Origin of the sequence: Enterobacter sp. JS8-1, assembly GCF_049187015.1 — a bacterium.
GTDB classification, from domain to species: Bacteria; Pseudomonadota; Gammaproteobacteria; order Enterobacterales; family Enterobacteriaceae; genus Enterobacter; species Enterobacter mori.
Genome location: NZ_CP185805.1, coordinates 4,367,177 through 4,384,252, shown reverse-complemented (window position 1 = coordinate 4,384,252; position 17,076 = coordinate 4,367,177). Strand labels below are relative to the sequence as shown.

The following is a 17,076-nucleotide window of genomic DNA, read 5'->3' as shown; positions in this document are numbered from 1 at the left end:
GCAGATGGCTAAGCAACCGGGATTAGATTTTCAAAGTGCCAAAGGTGGATTTGGCGAGCTGAAACGCAGACTGCTGTTTGTTATCGGCGCGCTGATTGTGTTCCGTATTGGCTCTTTTATTCCGATCCCTGGTATCGATGCCGCTGTACTTGCCAAACTGCTTGAGCAACAGCGAGGCACCATCATTGAAATGTTCAACATGTTCTCTGGTGGTGCTCTCAGCCGTGCTTCTATCTTTGCACTGGGTATTATGCCGTACATTTCGGCATCAATTATTATCCAGCTGCTGACGGTCGTTCATCCGGCCCTGGCAGAGCTGAAGAAAGAAGGGGAGTCTGGACGTCGTAAGATTAGCCAGTACACCCGTTACGGCACTCTGGTGCTGGCAATATTCCAGTCGATCGGTATTGCTACCGGTCTTCCGAATATGCCTGGTATGCAGGGCCTGGTGTTAAACCCGGGCTTTGCATTCTATTTCACCGCTGTTGTAAGTCTGGTCACAGGGACGATGTTCCTGATGTGGCTCGGCGAACAGATTACTGAGCGTGGTATCGGCAACGGTATCTCAATCATCATCTTCGCCGGTATTGTTGCGGGTCTCCCGCCAGCCATCGCCCATACTATCGAGCAAGCGCGTCAAGGCGACCTGCACTTCCTCCTGTTGCTGTTGGTTGCAGTATTAGTATTTGCAGTGACGTTCTTTGTTGTCTTCGTTGAACGTGGTCAACGCCGCATTGTGGTGAACTACGCTAAACGTCAGCAGGGTCGTCGTGTCTATGCTGCACAGAGCACACATTTACCGCTGAAAGTGAATATGGCGGGGGTTATCCCGGCTATCTTCGCTTCCAGTATTATTCTGTTCCCGGCAACCATCGCGTCATGGTTCGGGGGCGGTACTGGTTGGAACTGGCTGACAACAATTTCGCTGTATTTGCAGCCTGGGCAACCACTTTATGTGTTACTCTATGCGTCTGCGATCATCTTCTTCTGTTTCTTCTACACGGCGTTGGTCTTCAACCCGCGTGAAACAGCAGATAACCTGAAGAAGTCCGGTGCATTTGTACCAGGAATTCGTCCGGGAGAGCAAACGGCGAAGTATATCGATAAAGTAATGACTCGCCTGACTTTGGTTGGTGCGCTTTATATTACTTTTATCTGCCTGATCCCGGAGTTCATGCGTGATGCAATGAAAGTACCGTTCTACTTCGGTGGGACCTCACTGCTTATCGTTGTTGTCGTGATTATGGACTTTATGGCTCAAGTGCAAACTCTGATGATGTCCAGTCAGTATGAGTCTGCATTGAAGAAGGCGAACCTGAAAGGCTACGGCCGCTAAATGGTCGCCTGAGAAGTTACGGAGAGTAAAAATGAAAGTTCGTGCTTCCGTCAAGAAATTATGCCGTAACTGCAAAATCGTTAAGCGTGATGGTGTCATCCGTGTGATTTGCAGTGCCGAGCCGAAGCATAAACAGCGCCAAGGCTGATTATTTCGCATATTTTTCTTGCAAAGTTGGGTTGAGCTGGCTAGATTAGCCAGCCAATCTTTTGTATGTCTGTACGTTTCCATTTGAGTATCCTGAAAACGGGCTTTTCAGCATGGTGCGTACATATTAAATAGTAGGAGTGCATAGTGGCCCGTATAGCAGGCATTAACATTCCTGATCAGAAACATGCTGTGATCGCATTAACTTCGATCTACGGCGTCGGCAAGACCCGTTCTAAAGCCATTCTGGCTGCAGCGGGTATCGCTGAAGATGTTAAGATCAGTGAGCTGTCTGAAGAACAAATCGACACGCTGCGTGACGAAGTTGCCAAATTTGTCGTTGAAGGTGATCTGCGCCGTGAAATCAGCATGAGCATCAAGCGCCTGATGGATCTTGGTTGCTATCGCGGTTTGCGTCATCGTCGTGGTCTGCCAGTGCGCGGTCAGCGTACTAAGACCAACGCACGTACCCGTAAGGGTCCGCGCAAACCGATCAAGAAATAATCGGGGTGATTGAATAATGGCAAAGGCACCAGTTCGTGCACGTAAACGTGTAAGAAAACAAGTCTCTGACGGCGTGGCTCATATCCATGCTTCTTTCAACAACACCATCGTTACTATTACTGATCGTCAGGGTAACGCATTGGGTTGGGCAACAGCCGGTGGTTCCGGTTTCCGTGGTTCTCGCAAATCCACTCCGTTCGCAGCTCAGGTTGCAGCAGAGCGTTGCGCTGAAGCCGTAAAAGAATACGGCATCAAGAATCTGGAAGTTATGGTTAAAGGTCCGGGTCCGGGTCGTGAATCTACTGTTCGCGCTCTGAACGCCGCTGGTTTCCGCATCACTAATATTACTGATGTGACTCCGATCCCTCATAACGGTTGTCGTCCGCCGAAAAAACGTCGCGTATAACGCTCCGTTTTTTAGGTTAGTTGGAGATAGAAAATGGCAAGATATTTGGGTCCTAAGCTCAAGCTGAGCCGTCGTGAGGGCACCGACTTATTCCTTAAGTCTGGCGTTCGCGCGATCGATACCAAGTGTAAAATTGAACAAGCTCCTGGCCAGCACGGTGCGCGTAAACCGCGTCTGTCTGACTATGGTGTGCAGTTGCGTGAAAAGCAAAAAGTTCGCCGTACCTACGGTGTGCTGGAGCGTCAGTTCCGTAACTACTATAAAGAAGCAGCACGTCTGAAAGGCAACACAGGTGAAAACCTGCTGGCTCTGCTGGAAGGTCGTCTGGACAACGTTGTATACCGTATGGGCTTCGGCGCTACTCGTGCTGAATCACGTCAGCTGGTTAGCCACAAAGCAATCATGGTAAACGGTCGTGTTGTTAACATCGCTTCTTATCAGGTTAAAGCGAATGACGTTGTTAGCATTCGTGAGAAAGCGAAAAAGCAATCTCGCGTGAAGGCCGCTCTGGAGCTGGCTGAGCAGCGTGAAAAGCCAACCTGGCTGGAAGTTGATGCTGGCAAGATGGAAGGTACGTTCAAGCGTCAGCCAGAACGTTCTGATCTGTCTGCGGACATTAACGAACACCTGATCGTCGAGCTTTACTCCAAGTAAAGCTTAGTACCAAAGAGAGGACACAATGCAGGGTTCTGTGACAGAGTTTCTAAAACCGCGCCTGGTAGATATCGAGCAAGTGAGTTCGACGCACGCCAAGGTGACCCTTGAGCCTTTAGAGCGTGGCTTTGGCCATACTCTGGGTAACGCACTGCGCCGTATTCTGCTCTCATCGATGCCGGGTTGCGCGGTGACCGAGGTTGAGATTGATGGTGTACTTCATGAGTACAGCACCAAAGAAGGCGTTCAGGAAGATATCCTTGAAATCCTGCTCAACCTGAAAGGGCTGGCGGTGAGAGTTCAGGGTAAAGATGAAGTTATTCTTACTCTGAATAAATCTGGCATTGGCCCTGTGACTGCAGCCGACATCACCCACGACGGTGATGTTGAAATCGTCAAGCCGCAGCACGTGATCTGCCACCTGACCGATGAGAACGCAGCTATTAGCATGCGTATCAAAGTTCAGCGCGGTCGTGGTTATGTGCCGGCTTCTGCCCGAATTCATTCGGAAGAAGATGAGCGCCCAATCGGCCGTCTGCTGGTCGACGCATGCTACAGCCCTGTAGAGCGTATTGCCTACAATGTTGAAGCAGCGCGTGTAGAACAGCGTACCGACCTGGACAAGCTGGTCATCGAAATGGAAACCAACGGCACAATCGATCCTGAAGAGGCGATTCGTCGTGCGGCAACCATCCTGGCAGAACAACTGGAAGCTTTCGTTGACTTACGTGATGTACGTCAGCCGGAAGTGAAAGAAGAGAAACCAGAATTCGATCCGATCCTGCTGCGCCCTGTTGACGATCTGGAATTGACTGTCCGCTCTGCTAACTGCCTTAAGGCAGAAGCTATCCACTATATCGGTGATCTGGTACAGCGTACCGAGGTTGAGTTGCTGAAAACGCCGAACCTGGGTAAAAAATCTCTTACTGAGATTAAAGACGTGCTGGCTTCACGTGGTTTGTCTCTGGGCATGCGCCTGGAAAACTGGCCACCGGCAAGCATTGCTGACGAGTAACCGGATCACAGGTTAAGGTTTTACTGAGAAGGATAAGGTCATGCGCCATCGTAAGAGTGGTCGTCAACTGAACCGCAACAGCAGCCATCGCCAGGCTATGTTCCGCAACATGGCAGGTTCACTGGTTCGTCATGAGATCATCAAGACGACCCTGCCTAAAGCGAAAGAGCTGCGTCGCGTAGTTGAGCCGCTGATTACTCTTGCCAAGACTGACAGCGTTGCTAATCGTCGTCTGGCATTCGCCCGTACTCGTGATAACGAGATCGTGGCAAAACTGTTTAACGAACTGGGCCCGCGTTTCGCGAGCCGTGCAGGTGGTTACACTCGTATTCTGAAGTGTGGCTTCCGTGCAGGCGACAACGCGCCGATGGCTTACATCGAGCTGGTTGATCGTTCAGAGAAAGCAGAAGCTGCTGCAGAGTAATCTGTAGTAACGTAAAAAAACCCGCTCCGGCGGGTTTTTTTATATCCTCAGTATCATCACCTCTCTACACTATCTGTATCTTTTCTGTTCATCCGCGGAGATCATCATGTGGTTACTCGATGAATGGGTAGAGCGCCATATCAGCGATGCCCAACGCAAAGGTGAATTCGATAATCTTCCAGGAAGCGGCGAACCGCTCGTGTTGGAGGATGACTCGCACATTGCACCTGAATTACGTGCTGGATACCGCTTACTTAAAAATGCGGGCTGTTTGCCTCCGGAACTTGAACAGCGAAGAGAGGCAATTGAACTTGTTGATCTACTTAAAAGTGTTCGCAAAGATGATCCAAAACATATTGAGCTAAGCCGCCGACTAACGCTGATTGAGCTTAAACTCCGCCAGGCTGGTGTGAGCACTGACTTTTTGCGCGGTGAATATTGTGAAAGGTTAATGCAGAGAATCGATGAGGAATAACTATGTATCGTATTGGTGAACTTGCAAAGCTCGCTAACGTAACGCCAGATACCATCCGTTACTACGAGAAACAGCAAATGATAGATCATGAGGTGAGAACGGAAGGTGGATTCCGTCTTTATACCGACAACGATCTCCAGCGTCTTCGGTTTATCCGCTATGCACGGCAGCTTGGTTTCACGCTGGAGTCGATCCGCGAATTATTGTCGATCCGTATCGATCCGGCGCACCACACTTGCCAGGAATCAAAAAGCATCGTCCAGGCCCGACTGGATGAAGTTGAGGCCCGAATTCAGGAATTGCAGACAATGCAGCGTTCCCTGCAAAGATTGAATGACGCATGCTGTGGTACTGCGCACAGCAGCATTTATTGCTCTATTCTTGAAGCCCTTGAACAGGGCGCCAGTGGCGAAACGGAAACGCAGGGGTGTTGATTTTCCCTCTGTCCGGGCCTACACTCGCGTCAACATAAACCATGCTCTGGAGAGATTATGAGCCGCTATCAGCATACAAAGGGACAAATTAAGGATAACGCCGTCGAGGCACTGCTTCACGACCCACTTTTCAGGCAGCGTGTTGAGAAAAACAAGAAAGGAAAAGGAAGTTATCTGCGTAAAGGCAAACACGGAAATCGGGGTAACTGGGAGGCCAGTGGCAAGCAAGCGAATCGCTTATTTGCCACTGGCCTTCCTGCTTTTACCGTCTCATCAAGAGCGGGTATTCTGCTCTTTTAACAGATCGCGAATCTCTGTCAGTAAGACTTCTTCTTTCGTTGGTGCAGGCGGCGCTGCAGCCGGTTCTTCTTTTTTACGGTTAAGCTTGTTGATAAGCTTGATGGCCATAAAAATGGCAAACGCTACGATCACGAAATCAAAAATATTCTGAATAAAGACGCCATAGTGCATGACGACTGCCGGAACATCGCCTTGTGCTTCCCGTAGCGTGACGGCGAATTGTTTAAAATCAATGCCCCCGATTAACAGCCCCAGCGGTGGCATAATAATGTCGGCGACTAATGATGAAACGATCTTACCGAATGCCGCACCAATAATGACACCGACTGCCAAATCAACCACATTCCCGCGCATCGCAAATTCGCGAAACTCTTTAATAAAACTCATTTTGTTCTCCTTGTGCCAGCTGACGATTATAAGTTTAACAAATGATTAGCTAAATGCCATTGGGGATAAATAATCGTTATGAAAAATAAAAGGCACGGAAATTAAAAGGTTAATGTGCGGGTGCTCTTTCCAGAGCACCCTGGCAATTACAGGAAGAATGGACTTGGCTGGAATAAGCGTTCGACGTCTGTAATAAACTTTTTATCGGTAAGGAACATAATTACGTGGTCCCCTTGCTCGATGCGTAAATTATCATTGGCGATCATGACATCGTTCCCGCGCACCACAGCCCCAATGATTGTGCCCGGGGGTAATTTGATTTCATCAATTGAACGACCCACAACGCGTGATGTGGTTTCATCACCGTGCGCCACGGCCTCAATGGCTTCAGCAACACCGCGACGAAGTGAAGAAACGCCGACGATATCCGCTTTACGGACATGACTTAGCAGGGCTGAAATTGTCGCTTGCTGTGGCGAAATGGCGATATCAATGACGCTTCCCTGAACGAGGTCAACATAGGCGCGGCGCTGGATAAGTACCATCACTTTTTTTGCTCCCATTCGTTTGGCGAGCATCGCAGACATTATATTCGCTTCGTCGTCATTGGTGACGGCAATAAACAGATCAACTTGATCGATATGCTCTTCGGCCAGCAATTCTTGATCGGACGCATCACCATAAAATACGATCGTATTCTGCAGCTTTTCAGCGAGTTCAGAAGCGCGCTGTTGATCGCGTTCGATCAACTTCACGCTATAGTCTTTTTCCAGTCGTCTCGCCAGACCTGCGCCAATATTCCCACCGCCGACCAGCATGATGCGTTTATAAGGCTTTTCAAGACGCTGAAGCTCGCTCATCACCGCACGGATATGCTGAGATGCGGCAATAAAGAAAACCTCATCACCGGCTTCAACAATCGTTGAGCCTTGCGGCCGAATAGGCCTGTCGTGGCGGAAAATGGCAGCGACGCGAGTATCGATATGTGGCATGTGCTCACGCATCGTAGACAAGGCATTACCAATGAGTGGGCCGCCGTAATAGGCTTTCACCACTGCCAGGCTTACTTTACCTTCCGCAAAATTCACAACCTGCAAAGCGCCCGGATATTCAATCAGGCGATAGATATTGTCGATAACGAGTTGTTCTGGCGCGATCAGGTGATCAATCGGTACCGCTTCAGAATTAAACAGTTTTTCTGCATCGCGAACATAGTCCGGAGAACGGATACGGGCAATTCTGTTCGGGGTGTTGAAAAGCGAGTAGGCAACCTGGCATGCCACCATATTGGTTTCATCAGAGCTGGTGACGGCAACCAGCATATCGGCATCGTCAGCGCCTGCCTCACGCAGAACGCGAGGATGTGAGCCATGACCCTGCACGACGCGAAGGTCAAACTTGTCCTGCAAAACGCGCAGCCGATCGCCATTGGTATCAACAATCGTGATGTCATTGTTTTCGCCAACAAGATTTTCAGCTAACGTTCCGCCAACCTGTCCTGCACCCAGAATGATAATTTTCATATCTCGTGACCTGTTCTTAACATCACTCTTTGATTAGCTTAGCGTAAAAGAAACCATCGCCCTCTTCGGCGCCAGGGAGATTCTGCTGGCCAGGTCGTTCCGGCGTGCCTGTATCGCGTAATGTTGCATCAGGGGTTCGCTTAAGGAAGGCCGCAATTTGCTGGCTGTTTTCTTCCGGAAGTACGGAGCAGGTTGCATAGACCAGCGTTCCGCCTGGTTTAAGATGTGGCCAGATAGCATCGAGAATGTCGGATTGCAGTTGAGCCAGCTCTGTAATATCGCGATCGCGGCGTAGCCATTTAATGTCTGGATGACGACGAATCACGCCCGTCGCCGAGCAGGGGGCATCCAGTAAAATGCGATCAAACTGCGCTTCGCCACACCATTCTGCAGGTTTACGTCCGTCGCCTTGCTTGACCTGAGCCTTCATTCCAAGACGCTTCAGGTTATCGTAGACGCGAGAAAGACGCTGTTCATCAACATCAACTGCCATTACGCTCGCCTGCGGAGCAACTTCCAGAATATGTGTCGTTTTACCGCCAGGGGCTGCACAGAGATCGAGGATCTGCTCACCATTTTGTGGCTCAAGCCAGGTCATACACCCTTGAGCTGAAGCATCCTGGACGGTGACCCAGCCATCTTCAAACCCGGGAAGCACGTGTACCGGTGCCGGAGAGGCTAAACGTACGGCATCCGGGTAGGCTTCATGTGTGAATCCATTCATTCCGGCTTCTTCCAGCATAGCCAGCCATGCGTCCCGAGTATGGTGATTACGGTTGACGCGTAACCACATCGGCGGGCGCTGGTTATTGGCGTCAGCAATATCCTGCCACTGCTGTGGCCAGGCTTTTTTCAGGCGCTTCAACAGCCATTCCGGGTGCAGGAAACGTGCTTCGCTGCGGGAAAATTCAGCCAGAAGCTCTTCCTGCTGTCGCTGGAATTGACGTAGTACGCCGTTGATCAAACCCTTAAGTTGAGGGCGTTTAACCGCAACGGCACCTTCCACCGTTTCAGCCAGCGCGGCATGAGGAGGAATGCGTGTATGAAGCAGCTGGTAGAAGCCCACCATGATCAAATAATGAATGGTGCGTTGCTTGCCGGTCATCGGGCGTGACATCAGCTTGCTAATTAACCACTCAAGCTGAGAAAGGGTGCGTAGAACGCCAAAGCACAGCTCCTGAAGCAGTGCTTTGTCTTTATCGGACACCTTCTGCTGCAGTGGGGGCAGGACATTACTAAGTGACTGGCCCTGTTCGACAACTTGCTCAACGGCCTGTGCCGCCATACTGCGTAGATTTTGTTTTTTCATAGCCGTAAAAATAAAAATGCCCGGAAACACCGGGCCTTAAAAATGAAAGGGGTCAGGCAAGACGGTTGCCAGGAATAAACCATTCGCGACGGGAATTTAACAAATCCTGGGCGCTCATTGCTTTCTTACCCGCAGGTTGCAGAGACTCAAGATTTAGAATGCCTTTCGCGGTTGCGACCTGAATACCTTGCTTGCTGGCTTCAATAATCGTGCCGGGTTCTTCAGAGGTATCGCCATCAATAACGGAGGCTTTCCAGACTTTCACCGGCTGATCGTCAATCATCATCCAGCTCATTGGCCACGGATTAAAAGCGCGGATGCAGCGTTCAAGCTGAGCGGCAGACAGTGACCAGTCGAGCTGAGCTTCTTCTTTGCTGAGTTTCTCGGCATAGGTTACCAGCGCTTCGTCCTGAACTTCAGGTGTCGCCGTATTATCAGCAAGCTGTTGCAGCGTCTCAATGAGACCCTGCGGGCCCAAATCTGCCAGCTTGTCGTAAAGTGTGGCACTGGTATCTTCGTTAGTAATTGGACAGGCCAGCTTAAACAGCATGTCACCGGTGTCTAAACCTACGTCCATCTTCATGATGGTGACGCCAGTTTCAGCATCGCCAGCCCACAGAGAGCGTTGAATAGGTGCCGCCCCGCGCCAGCGTGGAAGAAGAGAACCATGCACGTTGACACAGCCCAGGCGTGGCATATCCAGCACGGCTTTTGGCAAGATTAAACCGTAAGCCACTACCACCATGACATCCGCGTTCAGGTCTGCCACTAACTGCTGATTTTCCTGAGGGCGCAAGGATGCAGGCTGGTAAATGGGTAATCCATGTTCTTCGGCCAGCACTTTAACCGGGCTCGGCATGAGCTTTTTCCCACGACCAGCCGGACGGTCCGGTTGGGTAAAGACGCCAACAACCTTGTGACCAGAAGATAACAGCGCGTCGAGATGACGCGCTGCAAAATCAGGGGTACCCGCGAAGATAATACGTAGTGTTTTAGACACGTTGATCCTTGTATCCGGGGGGATCTTAGGCGCGAGAACGCAAGCGATCCAGTTTCTCTACTTTCTGACGAATACGCTGCTGCTTGAGTGGCGAGAGGTAATCGATAAACAGTTTACCGACCAGGTGATCCATCTCATGCTGAATACAAATTGCCAGCAGGTCGTCTGCTTCCAGCTCGAACGGATTACCGTCACGATCCAGAGCGCGAATCTTCACTTTTTCTGCACGCGGTACTAAAGCACGCTGTTCCGGAATGGAGAGGCAGCCTTCTTCAATACCCGTTTCACCGCTCTTTTCAAGCAGTTCCGGGTTGATCAGCACCAGGCGGCCATCGCGATTCTCAGAGACATCAATCACGATAATACGCTTGTGAATGTCTACCTGAGTCGCCGCCAGGCCAATACCTTCTTCGGCGTACATGGTATCGAACATATCATCGACGATACGCTGAATTTCTGCATTCACTTCTTTAACCGGTTCAGCGACGATGCGAAGGCGCTCGTCCGGAATATGTAACACTTGCAAAACTGCCATAAATTTCCAGAGTCGTGTTCAGGAGTTGATAAGAATACTACCTCTATTCTAGACAAATCCCTCATCGATTGACAGCATCAGTGACCAATCGCAATGATTGCGGAGGCTGCTTGTGGCAGGGGAAAGGATGACGTCGACAGAGATATGGTTACGGTTAATTCACATAGGTTCTCTATGTGGTGATGCAATGCTGGAAGCCGCATCACAGCTCAGTAAACAGACAACGATTGATGGCGTGACGCTTCGAGAAGCCGGATTGTCAGCAACGCAGGCTGGGCGATTTCTTGCTCTCAGTGAAGGTGAGCTTGAGCGTAGCCAGGTGTGGCTGGAACAGCCGGGGAACCATCTCTTAACTGCCGACCATCCTCTTTATCCTCCTTTGCTTCGCACTTTTCCTGATTATCCCGGGGCGTTATTCGTGACGGGGAACCTTGAGGCCCTTAATGCCGTTCAACTTGCTGTTGTCGGAAGTCGCGCGCCCTCCTGGTATGGTGAGCGATGGGGAAGGATCCTGAGTGAACAGCTCTCACAATGCGGTTTCACGATTACCAGCGGCCTGGCCTGTGGCATTGACGGCGTGGCCCACAACGCTGCATTGTCAGTACAAGGCACAAGCGTGGCGGTGTTGGGTAATGGACTCTTTAGCATCTATCCCCGTCGCCATCAGACCCTGGCCAGGCGGCTTATTCATTCGGAGGGGGCGCTCGTGTCTGAATTCTCACTTTCTACGCCCCCCAGACCGGCGAATTTCCCACGACGTAACAGGATTATTAGTGGGTTAAGTCAGGGCGTGCTGGTCGTTGAGGCTGCTTTGCGAAGCGGTTCGTTGGTTACGGCAAGATGTGCGCTTGAACAGGGGCGAGAGGTCTTTGCTTTACCCGGTCCGATAGGAAATCCAGGATGTGAGGGGCCGCACTGGCTAATAAAGCAAGGCGCAACACCTGTGACTTGCATAGAGGATATCCTGGAAAATTTACGGTATGGATTGCACTGGTTAACAGATGAACCTAAAAAGCAACATTATTCGTCAAATCAGGAGAAGGTGGCATTGCCATTTCCCAAGCTCTTGGCTAACGTAGGAGATGAGGTAACACCTGTTGACGTTGTCGCTGAACGTGCCGGCCAACCTGTGCCAGTAACGGTAGCACAGCTACTTGAACTGGAGTTAGCAGGGTGGATCGCAGCTGTACCCGGCGGCTATGTCCGATTAAGGAGGGCATGCCATGTTCGACGTACTGATGTATTTGTTTGAGACTTACATCCACAACGAAGCAGAAATGCGTGTGGATCAGGACAAATTGACACGGGATCTTACCGAAGCAGGATTTGAGCGGGAAGATATTTACAATGCGTTGATGTGGTTGGATAAACTGGCTGATTATCAGGACGGCCTCGCCGAACCGATGCAGCTTGCTTCCGATCCCTTATCTGTACGCATTTACACCGCTGAAGAGTGTGAAAGGCTGGATGCCAGCTGCCGGGGATTCATCTTATTCCTTGAGCAGATTCAGGTGCTAAACCTCGAAACGCGAGAAATGGTGATAGAGCGCGTCATGGCGCTGGATACGGCAGAATTCGAGCTGGAAGACCTCAAGTGGGTGATCCTGATGGTTCTGTTCAATATCCCAGGCTGTGAAAATGCCTATCAGCAAATGGAAGAATTACTCTTTGAAGTGAATGAAGGTATGCTGCACTAATTCAATGTGCGGGACCAAGAGTTGTTATGGCCAAATCAGCACTATTCACGGTGCATAAAAACGAGCCCTGCCCACAGTGCGGGGCTGAGCTCGTCATTCGGTCCGGGAAACACGGCCCGTTTCTCGGTTGTTCACAGTATCCGGAATGTGATTATGTCCGTCCCCTGAAGAGCCAGGCGGATGGACATATCGTGAAAATTCTGGAGGGTCAGTATTGCCCACTCTGCGGTGGCGAATTAGCTCTGCGGCAGGGACGTTTCGGCATGTTTATTGGATGTAGCCGCTACCCCGAATGTGAGCATACGGAACAAATTGATAAGCCAGATGAAACGGCGATTGCGTGTCCTCAGTGTCAGCGCGGTCAACTGGTACAACGCCGCTCCCGTTATGGTAAGAACTTCCATTCGTGCGATCGCTACCCTGAATGCCAGTTCGTTATCAATTTTAAACCGGTAGCGGGAACCTGCCCTCATTGCAATTATCCGCTACTTATAGAAAAGAAAACCGCGCAAGGCATGAAACGCTTCTGCGCCAGTAAACAATGTGGAAAGCCGGTTTCGGCGGATCAAAACAGTGAATAATAACCTGCCATCAGGCTCCATTGCCCATGCCGTGGACGTACTGAAAAATGAAGAAGTCATCGCCTATCCAACAGAAGCTGTTTTTGGGGTCGGTTGCGATCCTGACAGCGAGACCGCTGTGAGCCGATTGCTAACCCTAAAGCAAAGACCCGTCGAGAAAGGGCTAATTTTGATCGCTGCTAATTACGAGCAGCTTAAACCCTACATCGATGATTCCATGCTGACGCCGGCGCAGCGCGAGAGTATCTTCTCCGCGTGGCCTGGACCGGTGACTTTCGTTTTCCCGGCGCAGCCGACAACGCCGCGCTGGTTAACCGGACGCTTTGATTCCCTCGCCGTTCGCGTAACTGACCATCCGCTGGTGGTTGAGCTTTGTCTGGCATTTGGTAAACCGCTGGTCTCAACCAGCGCCAACCTGACCGGATTGCCACCTTGCCGGACAACCGAAGAAGTACTGGCGCAGTTCGGGAATGACTTTCCTGTCGCTGTCGGTGAAACGGGAGGGCGCCTGAATCCGTCTGAAATTCGCGACGCTTTGACCGGCGAACGTTTTCGCCAGGGGTAATCTCATGGAAACCTATGCTGTTTTTGGTAACCCGATCGCTCACAGTAAATCGCCGTTAATCCATCAGCTATTTGCTGAACAACTGCAGATAGATCATCCGTATGGTCGCGTGCTGGCCCCTGTTGATGCATTTGTGACGACGCTGAATGCTTTTTTTGAGGCGGGTGGTAAAGGTGCGAATGTAACAGTCCCCTTTAAGGAAGACGCTTTTGAACGCGCGGATGAATTGACCGAGCGCGCGGCGCTTGCTGGTGCGGTAAATACGCTAAAACAGCTCGAGGATGGCCGACTTCTGGGTGATAACACTGATGGGATTGGTTTACTCAGCGATTTAGAAAGACTCTCATTTATTAAGCCTGGTTTCCGCATCCTGCTGATTGGCGCGGGCGGGGCATCACGGGGCGTGCTGCTTCCTCTTCTTTCAATGGATTGTGCGGTAACGATTACCAACCGAACATTCTCCCGTGCAGAAGAGCTGGCTGCGCTGTTCGCCCATACCGGGAGCGTCAGTGCCGTTGCGCTTGATGACCTTGCCGACCATGAGTTCGACCTTGTCATTAATGCGACCTCCAGCGGTATTGGCGGTGAAGTGCCCGCGATCCCTGCTTCGTTGGTAAGTGCCCACGTTTATTGCTACGACATGTTCTATCAGAAAGGCAAAACACCTTTTCTGACCTGGTGTGAACAACACGGCGCGAAGCATCTGGCTGATGGTCTGGGCATGCTGGTGGGCCAGGCAGCTCATGCAGTACTGCTCTGGCACGGTGTGTTGCCTGCAGTGGGACCCGTGATCGAAAAACTGAAACAGGAACTGATGGCGTGAATCAGGCGATCCACTTTCCTGACAGAGAAATCTGGGATGAAAATCAGCAAGCGGTTTGTTTCCCGGTGCTGGTGCACGGAATGCAGCTGACCTGTGCAATTACTGGGGAAACGCTACTGCGTCGTTTTGGCGGTTCAGACCCGTTAGCGGTATTTTGCGAAAATCGCTGGGATCTTGAAGAGGAAGCCAGCGATTTAATCCGCGATCAGCAGGAAGACGATCAAGGCTGGGTATGGTTGTCTTGATCCAGATATTCATTCTTCCATTTAACGTAGTTATTTGCTGAGTATTTTAATCCTTCGATCTCCGCCTCTTTTAAGGGGCGGATCTGTTTTACCGGGCTGCCTAAATAGAGATAGCCACTTTCCAGACGTTTGTTTTGTGGGACCAGGCTACCGGCTCCAATCATCACGTCATCTTCTACTGTTACGCCATCCAGTAAAATTGAACCCATACCAACAAGTACCCTGTTACCTATTGTGCAGCCGTGGAGCATCACTTTGTGCCCGACGGTAACGTCTTCCCCAACGATTAAAGGATTACCTTCAGGGTTATAAGAAGATTTATGCGTCACGTGAAGAACGCTGCCGTCCTGTATGTTAGTGCGTGCGCCGATAGACACAAAGTTAACATCTCCCCTGATCGCAACCAGTGGCCAGATACTCACATCATCGGCCATTCGGACATCGCCAATCACGACGCTACTGGCGTCGATCATCACGCGATCGCCTTTTTGGGGGAACAGATCTTTATAAGGACGTAGTACTGCAGACATATCTACCTCGACAGATGGACGCTATACAGAAGACTTTGATCATATTTTGGGATCGTGGCAAGGCAAAATACGTCAATATTTAAGCAGATCGGGCGGGATTTCAGCGAAAAGCGCGGAAAATCAGCAGTCGGAAAAAAAGATCTAAAAAACACTTGTGCTAAAAAATGGGATCCCTATAATGCGCCTCCATCGACACGGCAGATGTGAATCACTTCACAAACAACCGGGTCGGTTGAAGAGAAAAAATCCTGAAATAACGGGTTGACTCTGAAAGAGGAAGGCGTAATATACGCCACCTCGCAACGGTGAGCGAAAGCCGCTTGCACTGCTCTTTAACAATTTATCAGACAATCTGTGTGGGCACTCAAAGTGACATGGATTCTTAATGTCTCCGGACAATAAATGAATACCAAGTCTCTGAGTGAACATACGTAATTCATTACGAAGTTTAATTCACGAGCATCAAACTTAAATTGAAGAGTTTGATCATGGCTCAGATTGAACGCTGGCGGCAGGCCTAACACATGCAAGTCGAGCGGCAGCGGAAAGTAGCTTGCTACTTTGCCGGCGAGCGGCGGACGGGTGAGTAATGTCTGGGAAACTGCCTGATGGAGGGGGATAACTACTGGAAACGGTAGCTAATACCGCATAATGTCGCAAGACCAAAGAGGGGGACCTTCGGGCCTCTTGCCATCAGATGTGCCCAGATGGGATTAGCTAGTAGGTGGGGTAACGGCTCACCTAGGCGACGATCCCTAGCTGGTCTGAGAGGATGACCAGCCACACTGGAACTGAGACACGGTCCAGACTCCTACGGGAGGCAGCAGTGGGGAATATTGCACAATGGGCGCAAGCCTGATGCAGCCATGCCGCGTGTATGAAGAAGGCCTTCGGGTTGTAAAGTACTTTCAGCGGGGAGGAAGGTGTTGAGGTTAATAACCTCAGCAATTGACGTTACCCGCAGAAGAAGCACCGGCTAACTCCGTGCCAGCAGCCGCGGTAATACGGAGGGTGCAAGCGTTAATCGGAATTACTGGGCGTAAAGCGCACGCAGGCGGTCTGTCAAGTCGGATGTGAAATCCCCGGGCTCAACCTGGGAACTGCATTCGAAACTGGCAGGCTAGAGTCTTGTAGAGGGGGGTAGAATTCCAGGTGTAGCGGTGAAATGCGTAGAGATCTGGAGGAATACCGGTGGCGAAGGCGGCCCCCTGGACAAAGACTGACGCTCAGGTGCGAAAGCGTGGGGAGCAAACAGGATTAGATACCCTGGTAGTCCACGCCGTAAACGATGTCGACTTGGAGGTTGTGCCCTTGAGGCGTGGCTTCCGGAGCTAACGCGTTAAGTCGACCGCCTGGGGAGTACGGCCGCAAGGTTAAAACTCAAATGAATTGACGGGGGCCCGCACAAGCGGTGGAGCATGTGGTTTAATTCGATGCAACGCGAAGAACCTTACCTACTCTTGACATCCAGAGAACTTTCCAGAGATGGATTGGTGCCTTCGGGAACTCTGAGACAGGTGCTGCATGGCTGTCGTCAGCTCGTGTTGTGAAATGTTGGGTTAAGTCCCGCAACGAGCGCAACCCTTATCCTTTGTTGCCAGCGGTCCGGCCGGGAACTCAAAGGAGACTGCCAGTGATAAACTGGAGGAAGGTGGGGATGACGTCAAGTCATCATGGCCCTTACGAGTAGGGCTACACACGTGCTACAATGGCGCATACAAAGAGAAGCGACCTCGCGAGAGCAAGCGGACCTCATAAAGTGCGTCGTAGTCCGGATTGGAGTCTGCAACTCGACTCCATGAAGTCGGAATCGCTAGTAATCGTAGATCAGAATGCTACGGTGAATACGTTCCCGGGCCTTGTACACACCGCCCGTCACACCATGGGAGTGGGTTGCAAAAGAAGTAGGTAGCTTAACCTTCGGGAGGGCGCTTACCACTTTGTGATTCATGACTGGGGTGAAGTCGTAACAAGGTAACCGTAGGGGAACCTGCGGTTGGATCACCTCCTTACCTTAAAGAACCTGCCTTTGTAGTGTCCACACAGATTGTCTGATGAAAAGTAAATAGCAAGGCGTCTTGCGATTGAGACTTCAGTGTCCCCTTCGTCTAGAGGCCCAGGACACCGCCCTTTCACGGCGGTAACAGGGGTTCGAATCCCCTAGGGGACGCCACTTGCTGGTTCGT

Annotated in this window: 22 protein-coding genes, 1 tRNA gene and 1 rRNA gene; 18 read left to right on the top strand and 6 right to left on the bottom strand. The window is 50.9% G+C overall.

Translation table 11 applies throughout. From position 1 onward, the window contains the following. The first annotated feature begins 4 nt into the window (after positions 1–4). From secY to ACOQH0_RS20865, 10 genes are all read left to right on the top strand, one after another. Positions 5–1,336, top strand: a complete 1,332-nt coding sequence (gene secY / locus ACOQH0_RS20910; RefSeq protein ID WP_003863305.1) for a preprotein translocase subunit SecY — start codon at positions 5–7, stop codon at positions 1,334–1,336. 31 nt (positions 1,337–1,367) lie between these two features. Beyond that, positions 1,368–1,484 (top strand): 50S ribosomal protein L36, encoded by a 117-nt coding sequence (rpmJ, locus tag ACOQH0_RS20905; protein ID WP_000868187.1) that lies wholly within the window; start codon positions 1,368–1,370, stop codon positions 1,482–1,484. A 146-nt stretch (positions 1,485–1,630) separates the two neighbouring features. Beyond that, positions 1,631–1,987 (top strand): 30S ribosomal protein S13, encoded by a 357-nt coding sequence (gene rpsM / locus ACOQH0_RS20900; protein WP_003863308.1) that lies wholly within the window; start codon positions 1,631–1,633, stop codon positions 1,985–1,987. Between the two features lie 16 nt (positions 1,988–2,003). Next, positions 2,004–2,393: a 30S ribosomal protein S11 gene (rpsK, locus tag ACOQH0_RS20895; RefSeq protein WP_003863312.1), complete on the top strand. Its 390-nt coding sequence runs from the start codon at positions 2,004–2,006 to the stop codon at positions 2,391–2,393. A gap of 33 nt (positions 2,394–2,426) precedes the next feature. Next, the gene (gene rpsD / locus ACOQH0_RS20890; RefSeq protein WP_042717062.1) at positions 2,427–3,047 is read left to right on the top strand and encodes a 30S ribosomal protein S4; all 621 of its coding nucleotides are present in this window, start codon (positions 2,427–2,429) and stop codon (positions 3,045–3,047) included. A gap of 25 nt (positions 3,048–3,072) precedes the next feature. Then, positions 3,073–4,062, top strand: a complete 990-nt coding sequence (locus tag ACOQH0_RS20885) for a DNA-directed RNA polymerase subunit alpha (protein ID WP_002919219.1) — start codon at positions 3,073–3,075, stop codon at positions 4,060–4,062. A 40-nt stretch (positions 4,063–4,102) separates the two neighbouring features. Then, entirely contained in the window at positions 4,103–4,486 is a 384-nt protein-coding gene (rplQ, locus tag ACOQH0_RS20880) for a 50S ribosomal protein L17 (RefSeq protein ID WP_001216368.1), read from the top strand. Between the two features lie 106 nt (positions 4,487–4,592). Further along, positions 4,593–4,961, top strand: coding sequence for a DUF1992 domain-containing protein (locus ACOQH0_RS20875; RefSeq protein ID WP_421511135.1), 369 nt, complete (start codon positions 4,593–4,595; stop codon positions 4,959–4,961). A gap of 2 nt (positions 4,962–4,963) precedes the next feature. Further along, positions 4,964–5,395: a Zn(2+)-responsive transcriptional regulator gene (gene zntR, locus ACOQH0_RS20870; RefSeq protein WP_042717067.1), complete on the top strand. Its 432-nt coding sequence runs from the start codon at positions 4,964–4,966 to the stop codon at positions 5,393–5,395. A gap of 57 nt (positions 5,396–5,452) precedes the next feature. Further along, on the top strand, positions 5,453–5,695 hold the full coding sequence (locus ACOQH0_RS20865) for an alternative ribosome-rescue factor A (protein WP_421511134.1): 243 nt from the start codon (positions 5,453–5,455) through the stop codon (positions 5,693–5,695). Here ACOQH0_RS20865 and mscL read toward each other — a convergent pair. The 5 genes from mscL to def all read right to left on the bottom strand — a co-directional run bounded on the left by mscL (position 5,669) and on the right by def (position 10,449). Continuing rightward, a complete protein-coding gene (mscL, locus tag ACOQH0_RS20860; RefSeq protein WP_421511133.1) occupies positions 5,669–6,082 on the bottom strand; it encodes a large-conductance mechanosensitive channel protein MscL in 414 nt (137 codons plus the stop codon). The two genes, ACOQH0_RS20865 and mscL, sit on opposite strands and share 27 nt — an antisense overlap. Before the next feature lie 146 nt (positions 6,083–6,228). Further along, complete coding sequence (gene trkA / locus ACOQH0_RS20855) at positions 6,229–7,605, bottom strand: Trk system potassium transporter TrkA (protein WP_089600737.1); 1,377 nt, start codon at positions 7,603–7,605, stop codon at positions 6,229–6,231. Positions 7,606–7,627: 22 nt separating this feature from the next. Then, positions 7,628–8,914 carry a 16S rRNA (cytosine(967)-C(5))-methyltransferase RsmB gene (gene rsmB, locus ACOQH0_RS20850; RefSeq protein ID WP_421511132.1) on the bottom strand — a complete coding sequence of 429 codons (1,287 nt, stop codon included), beginning with the start codon at positions 8,912–8,914 and terminating at the stop codon, positions 7,628–7,630. Positions 8,915–8,966: 52 nt separating this feature from the next. Beyond that, positions 8,967–9,914, bottom strand: a complete 948-nt coding sequence (gene fmt / locus ACOQH0_RS20845; protein WP_421511131.1) for a methionyl-tRNA formyltransferase — start codon at positions 9,912–9,914, stop codon at positions 8,967–8,969. 25 nt (positions 9,915–9,939) lie between these two features. Next, a complete protein-coding gene (gene def, locus ACOQH0_RS20840) occupies positions 9,940–10,449 on the bottom strand; it encodes a peptide deformylase (protein WP_008503479.1) in 510 nt (169 codons plus the stop codon). A gap of 127 nt (positions 10,450–10,576) precedes the next feature. Between def and dprA the strand changes: the two genes are divergently transcribed. From dprA to ACOQH0_RS20810, 6 genes are read left to right on the top strand one after another with little or no spacing between them, the layout of a single operon-like run. Continuing rightward, on the top strand, positions 10,577–11,701 hold the full coding sequence (dprA, locus tag ACOQH0_RS20835; protein WP_421511130.1) for a DNA-protecting protein DprA: 1,125 nt from the start codon (positions 10,577–10,579) through the stop codon (positions 11,699–11,701). Further along, on the top strand, positions 11,673–12,146 hold the full coding sequence (gene smg, locus ACOQH0_RS20830; RefSeq protein WP_042717081.1) for a DUF494 family protein Smg: 474 nt from the start codon (positions 11,673–11,675) through the stop codon (positions 12,144–12,146). Before dprA ends, smg begins: the two co-directional genes overlap by 29 nt. Before the next feature lie 26 nt (positions 12,147–12,172). Then, on the top strand, positions 12,173–12,727 hold the full coding sequence (locus tag ACOQH0_RS20825; protein WP_172701811.1) for a type I DNA topoisomerase: 555 nt from the start codon (positions 12,173–12,175) through the stop codon (positions 12,725–12,727). Beyond that, positions 12,720–13,292, top strand: coding sequence for an L-threonylcarbamoyladenylate synthase type 1 TsaC (tsaC, locus tag ACOQH0_RS20820; protein WP_042717084.1), 573 nt, complete (start codon positions 12,720–12,722; stop codon positions 13,290–13,292). Before ACOQH0_RS20825 ends, tsaC begins: the two co-directional genes overlap by 8 nt. Before the next feature lie 4 nt (positions 13,293–13,296). Next, complete coding sequence (aroE, locus tag ACOQH0_RS20815; protein WP_421511129.1) at positions 13,297–14,115, top strand: shikimate dehydrogenase; 819 nt, start codon at positions 13,297–13,299, stop codon at positions 14,113–14,115. Beyond that, the gene (locus ACOQH0_RS20810) at positions 14,112–14,360 is read left to right on the top strand and encodes a DUF1488 domain-containing protein (RefSeq protein ID WP_100167609.1); all 249 of its coding nucleotides are present in this window, start codon (positions 14,112–14,114) and stop codon (positions 14,358–14,360) included. The genes aroE and ACOQH0_RS20810 overlap by 4 nt, the downstream gene beginning before the upstream one ends. Here ACOQH0_RS20810 and ACOQH0_RS20805 read toward each other — a convergent pair. Next, a complete protein-coding gene (locus tag ACOQH0_RS20805) occupies positions 14,336–14,890 on the bottom strand; it encodes a gamma carbonic anhydrase family protein (RefSeq protein WP_182946007.1) in 555 nt (184 codons plus the stop codon). The genes ACOQH0_RS20810 and ACOQH0_RS20805 overlap by 25 nt on opposite strands. Positions 14,891–15,360: 470 nt before the next feature. Between ACOQH0_RS20805 and ACOQH0_RS20800 the strand changes: the two genes are divergently transcribed. Together ACOQH0_RS20800 and ACOQH0_RS20795 are read left to right on the top strand one after the other, a co-directional pair. Continuing rightward, positions 15,361–16,902: ribosomal RNA gene (locus ACOQH0_RS20800) — 16S ribosomal RNA — on the top strand. An 85-nt stretch (positions 16,903–16,987) separates the two neighbouring features. Next, positions 16,988–17,063: transfer RNA gene (locus ACOQH0_RS20795), tRNA-Glu, on the top strand. The last annotated feature ends 13 nt before the right edge of the window (positions 17,064–17,076 follow it).

What these genes read in the sequence shown, in the direction of transcription:
- secY (WP_003863305.1), top strand. Translation starts at nt 5, where the DNA reads ATGGCTAAGCAACCGGGATTAGATTTTCAAAGTGCCAAAGGTGGATTT.
- rpmJ (WP_000868187.1), top strand. Translation starts at nt 1,368, where the DNA reads ATGAAAGTTCGTGCTTCCGTCAAGAAATTATGCCGTAACTGCAAAATC.
- rpsK (WP_003863312.1), top strand. Translation starts at nt 2,004, where the DNA reads ATGGCAAAGGCACCAGTTCGTGCACGTAAACGTGTAAGAAAACAAGTC.
- rpsD (WP_042717062.1), top strand. Translation starts at nt 2,427, where the DNA reads ATGGCAAGATATTTGGGTCCTAAGCTCAAGCTGAGCCGTCGTGAGGGC.
- ACOQH0_RS20885 (WP_002919219.1), top strand. Translation starts at nt 3,073, where the DNA reads ATGCAGGGTTCTGTGACAGAGTTTCTAAAACCGCGCCTGGTAGATATC.
- rplQ (WP_001216368.1), top strand. Translation starts at nt 4,103, where the DNA reads ATGCGCCATCGTAAGAGTGGTCGTCAACTGAACCGCAACAGCAGCCAT.
- ACOQH0_RS20875 (WP_421511135.1), top strand. Translation starts at nt 4,593, where the DNA reads ATGTGGTTACTCGATGAATGGGTAGAGCGCCATATCAGCGATGCCCAA.
- zntR (WP_042717067.1), top strand. Translation starts at nt 4,964, where the DNA reads ATGTATCGTATTGGTGAACTTGCAAAGCTCGCTAACGTAACGCCAGAT.
- ACOQH0_RS20865 (WP_421511134.1), top strand. Translation starts at nt 5,453, where the DNA reads ATGAGCCGCTATCAGCATACAAAGGGACAAATTAAGGATAACGCCGTC.
- mscL (WP_421511133.1), bottom strand. Translation starts at nt 6,082, where the DNA reads ATGAGTTTTATTAAAGAGTTTCGCGAATTTGCGATGCGCGGGAATGTG.
- trkA (WP_089600737.1), bottom strand. Translation starts at nt 7,605, where the DNA reads ATGAAAATTATCATTCTGGGTGCAGGACAGGTTGGCGGAACGTTAGCT.
- rsmB (WP_421511132.1), bottom strand. Translation starts at nt 8,914, where the DNA reads ATGAAAAAACAAAATCTACGCAGTATGGCGGCACAGGCCGTTGAGCAA.
- def (WP_008503479.1), bottom strand. Translation starts at nt 10,449, where the DNA reads ATGGCAGTTTTGCAAGTGTTACATATTCCGGACGAGCGCCTTCGCATC.
- dprA (WP_421511130.1), top strand. Translation starts at nt 10,577, where the DNA reads ATGACGTCGACAGAGATATGGTTACGGTTAATTCACATAGGTTCTCTA.
- smg (WP_042717081.1), top strand. Translation starts at nt 11,673, where the DNA reads ATGTTCGACGTACTGATGTATTTGTTTGAGACTTACATCCACAACGAA.
- ACOQH0_RS20825 (WP_172701811.1), top strand. Translation starts at nt 12,173, where the DNA reads ATGGCCAAATCAGCACTATTCACGGTGCATAAAAACGAGCCCTGCCCA.
- aroE (WP_421511129.1), top strand. Translation starts at nt 13,297, where the DNA reads ATGGAAACCTATGCTGTTTTTGGTAACCCGATCGCTCACAGTAAATCG.
- ACOQH0_RS20805 (WP_182946007.1), bottom strand. Translation starts at nt 14,890, where the DNA reads ATGTCTGCAGTACTACGTCCTTATAAAGATCTGTTCCCCCAAAAAGGC.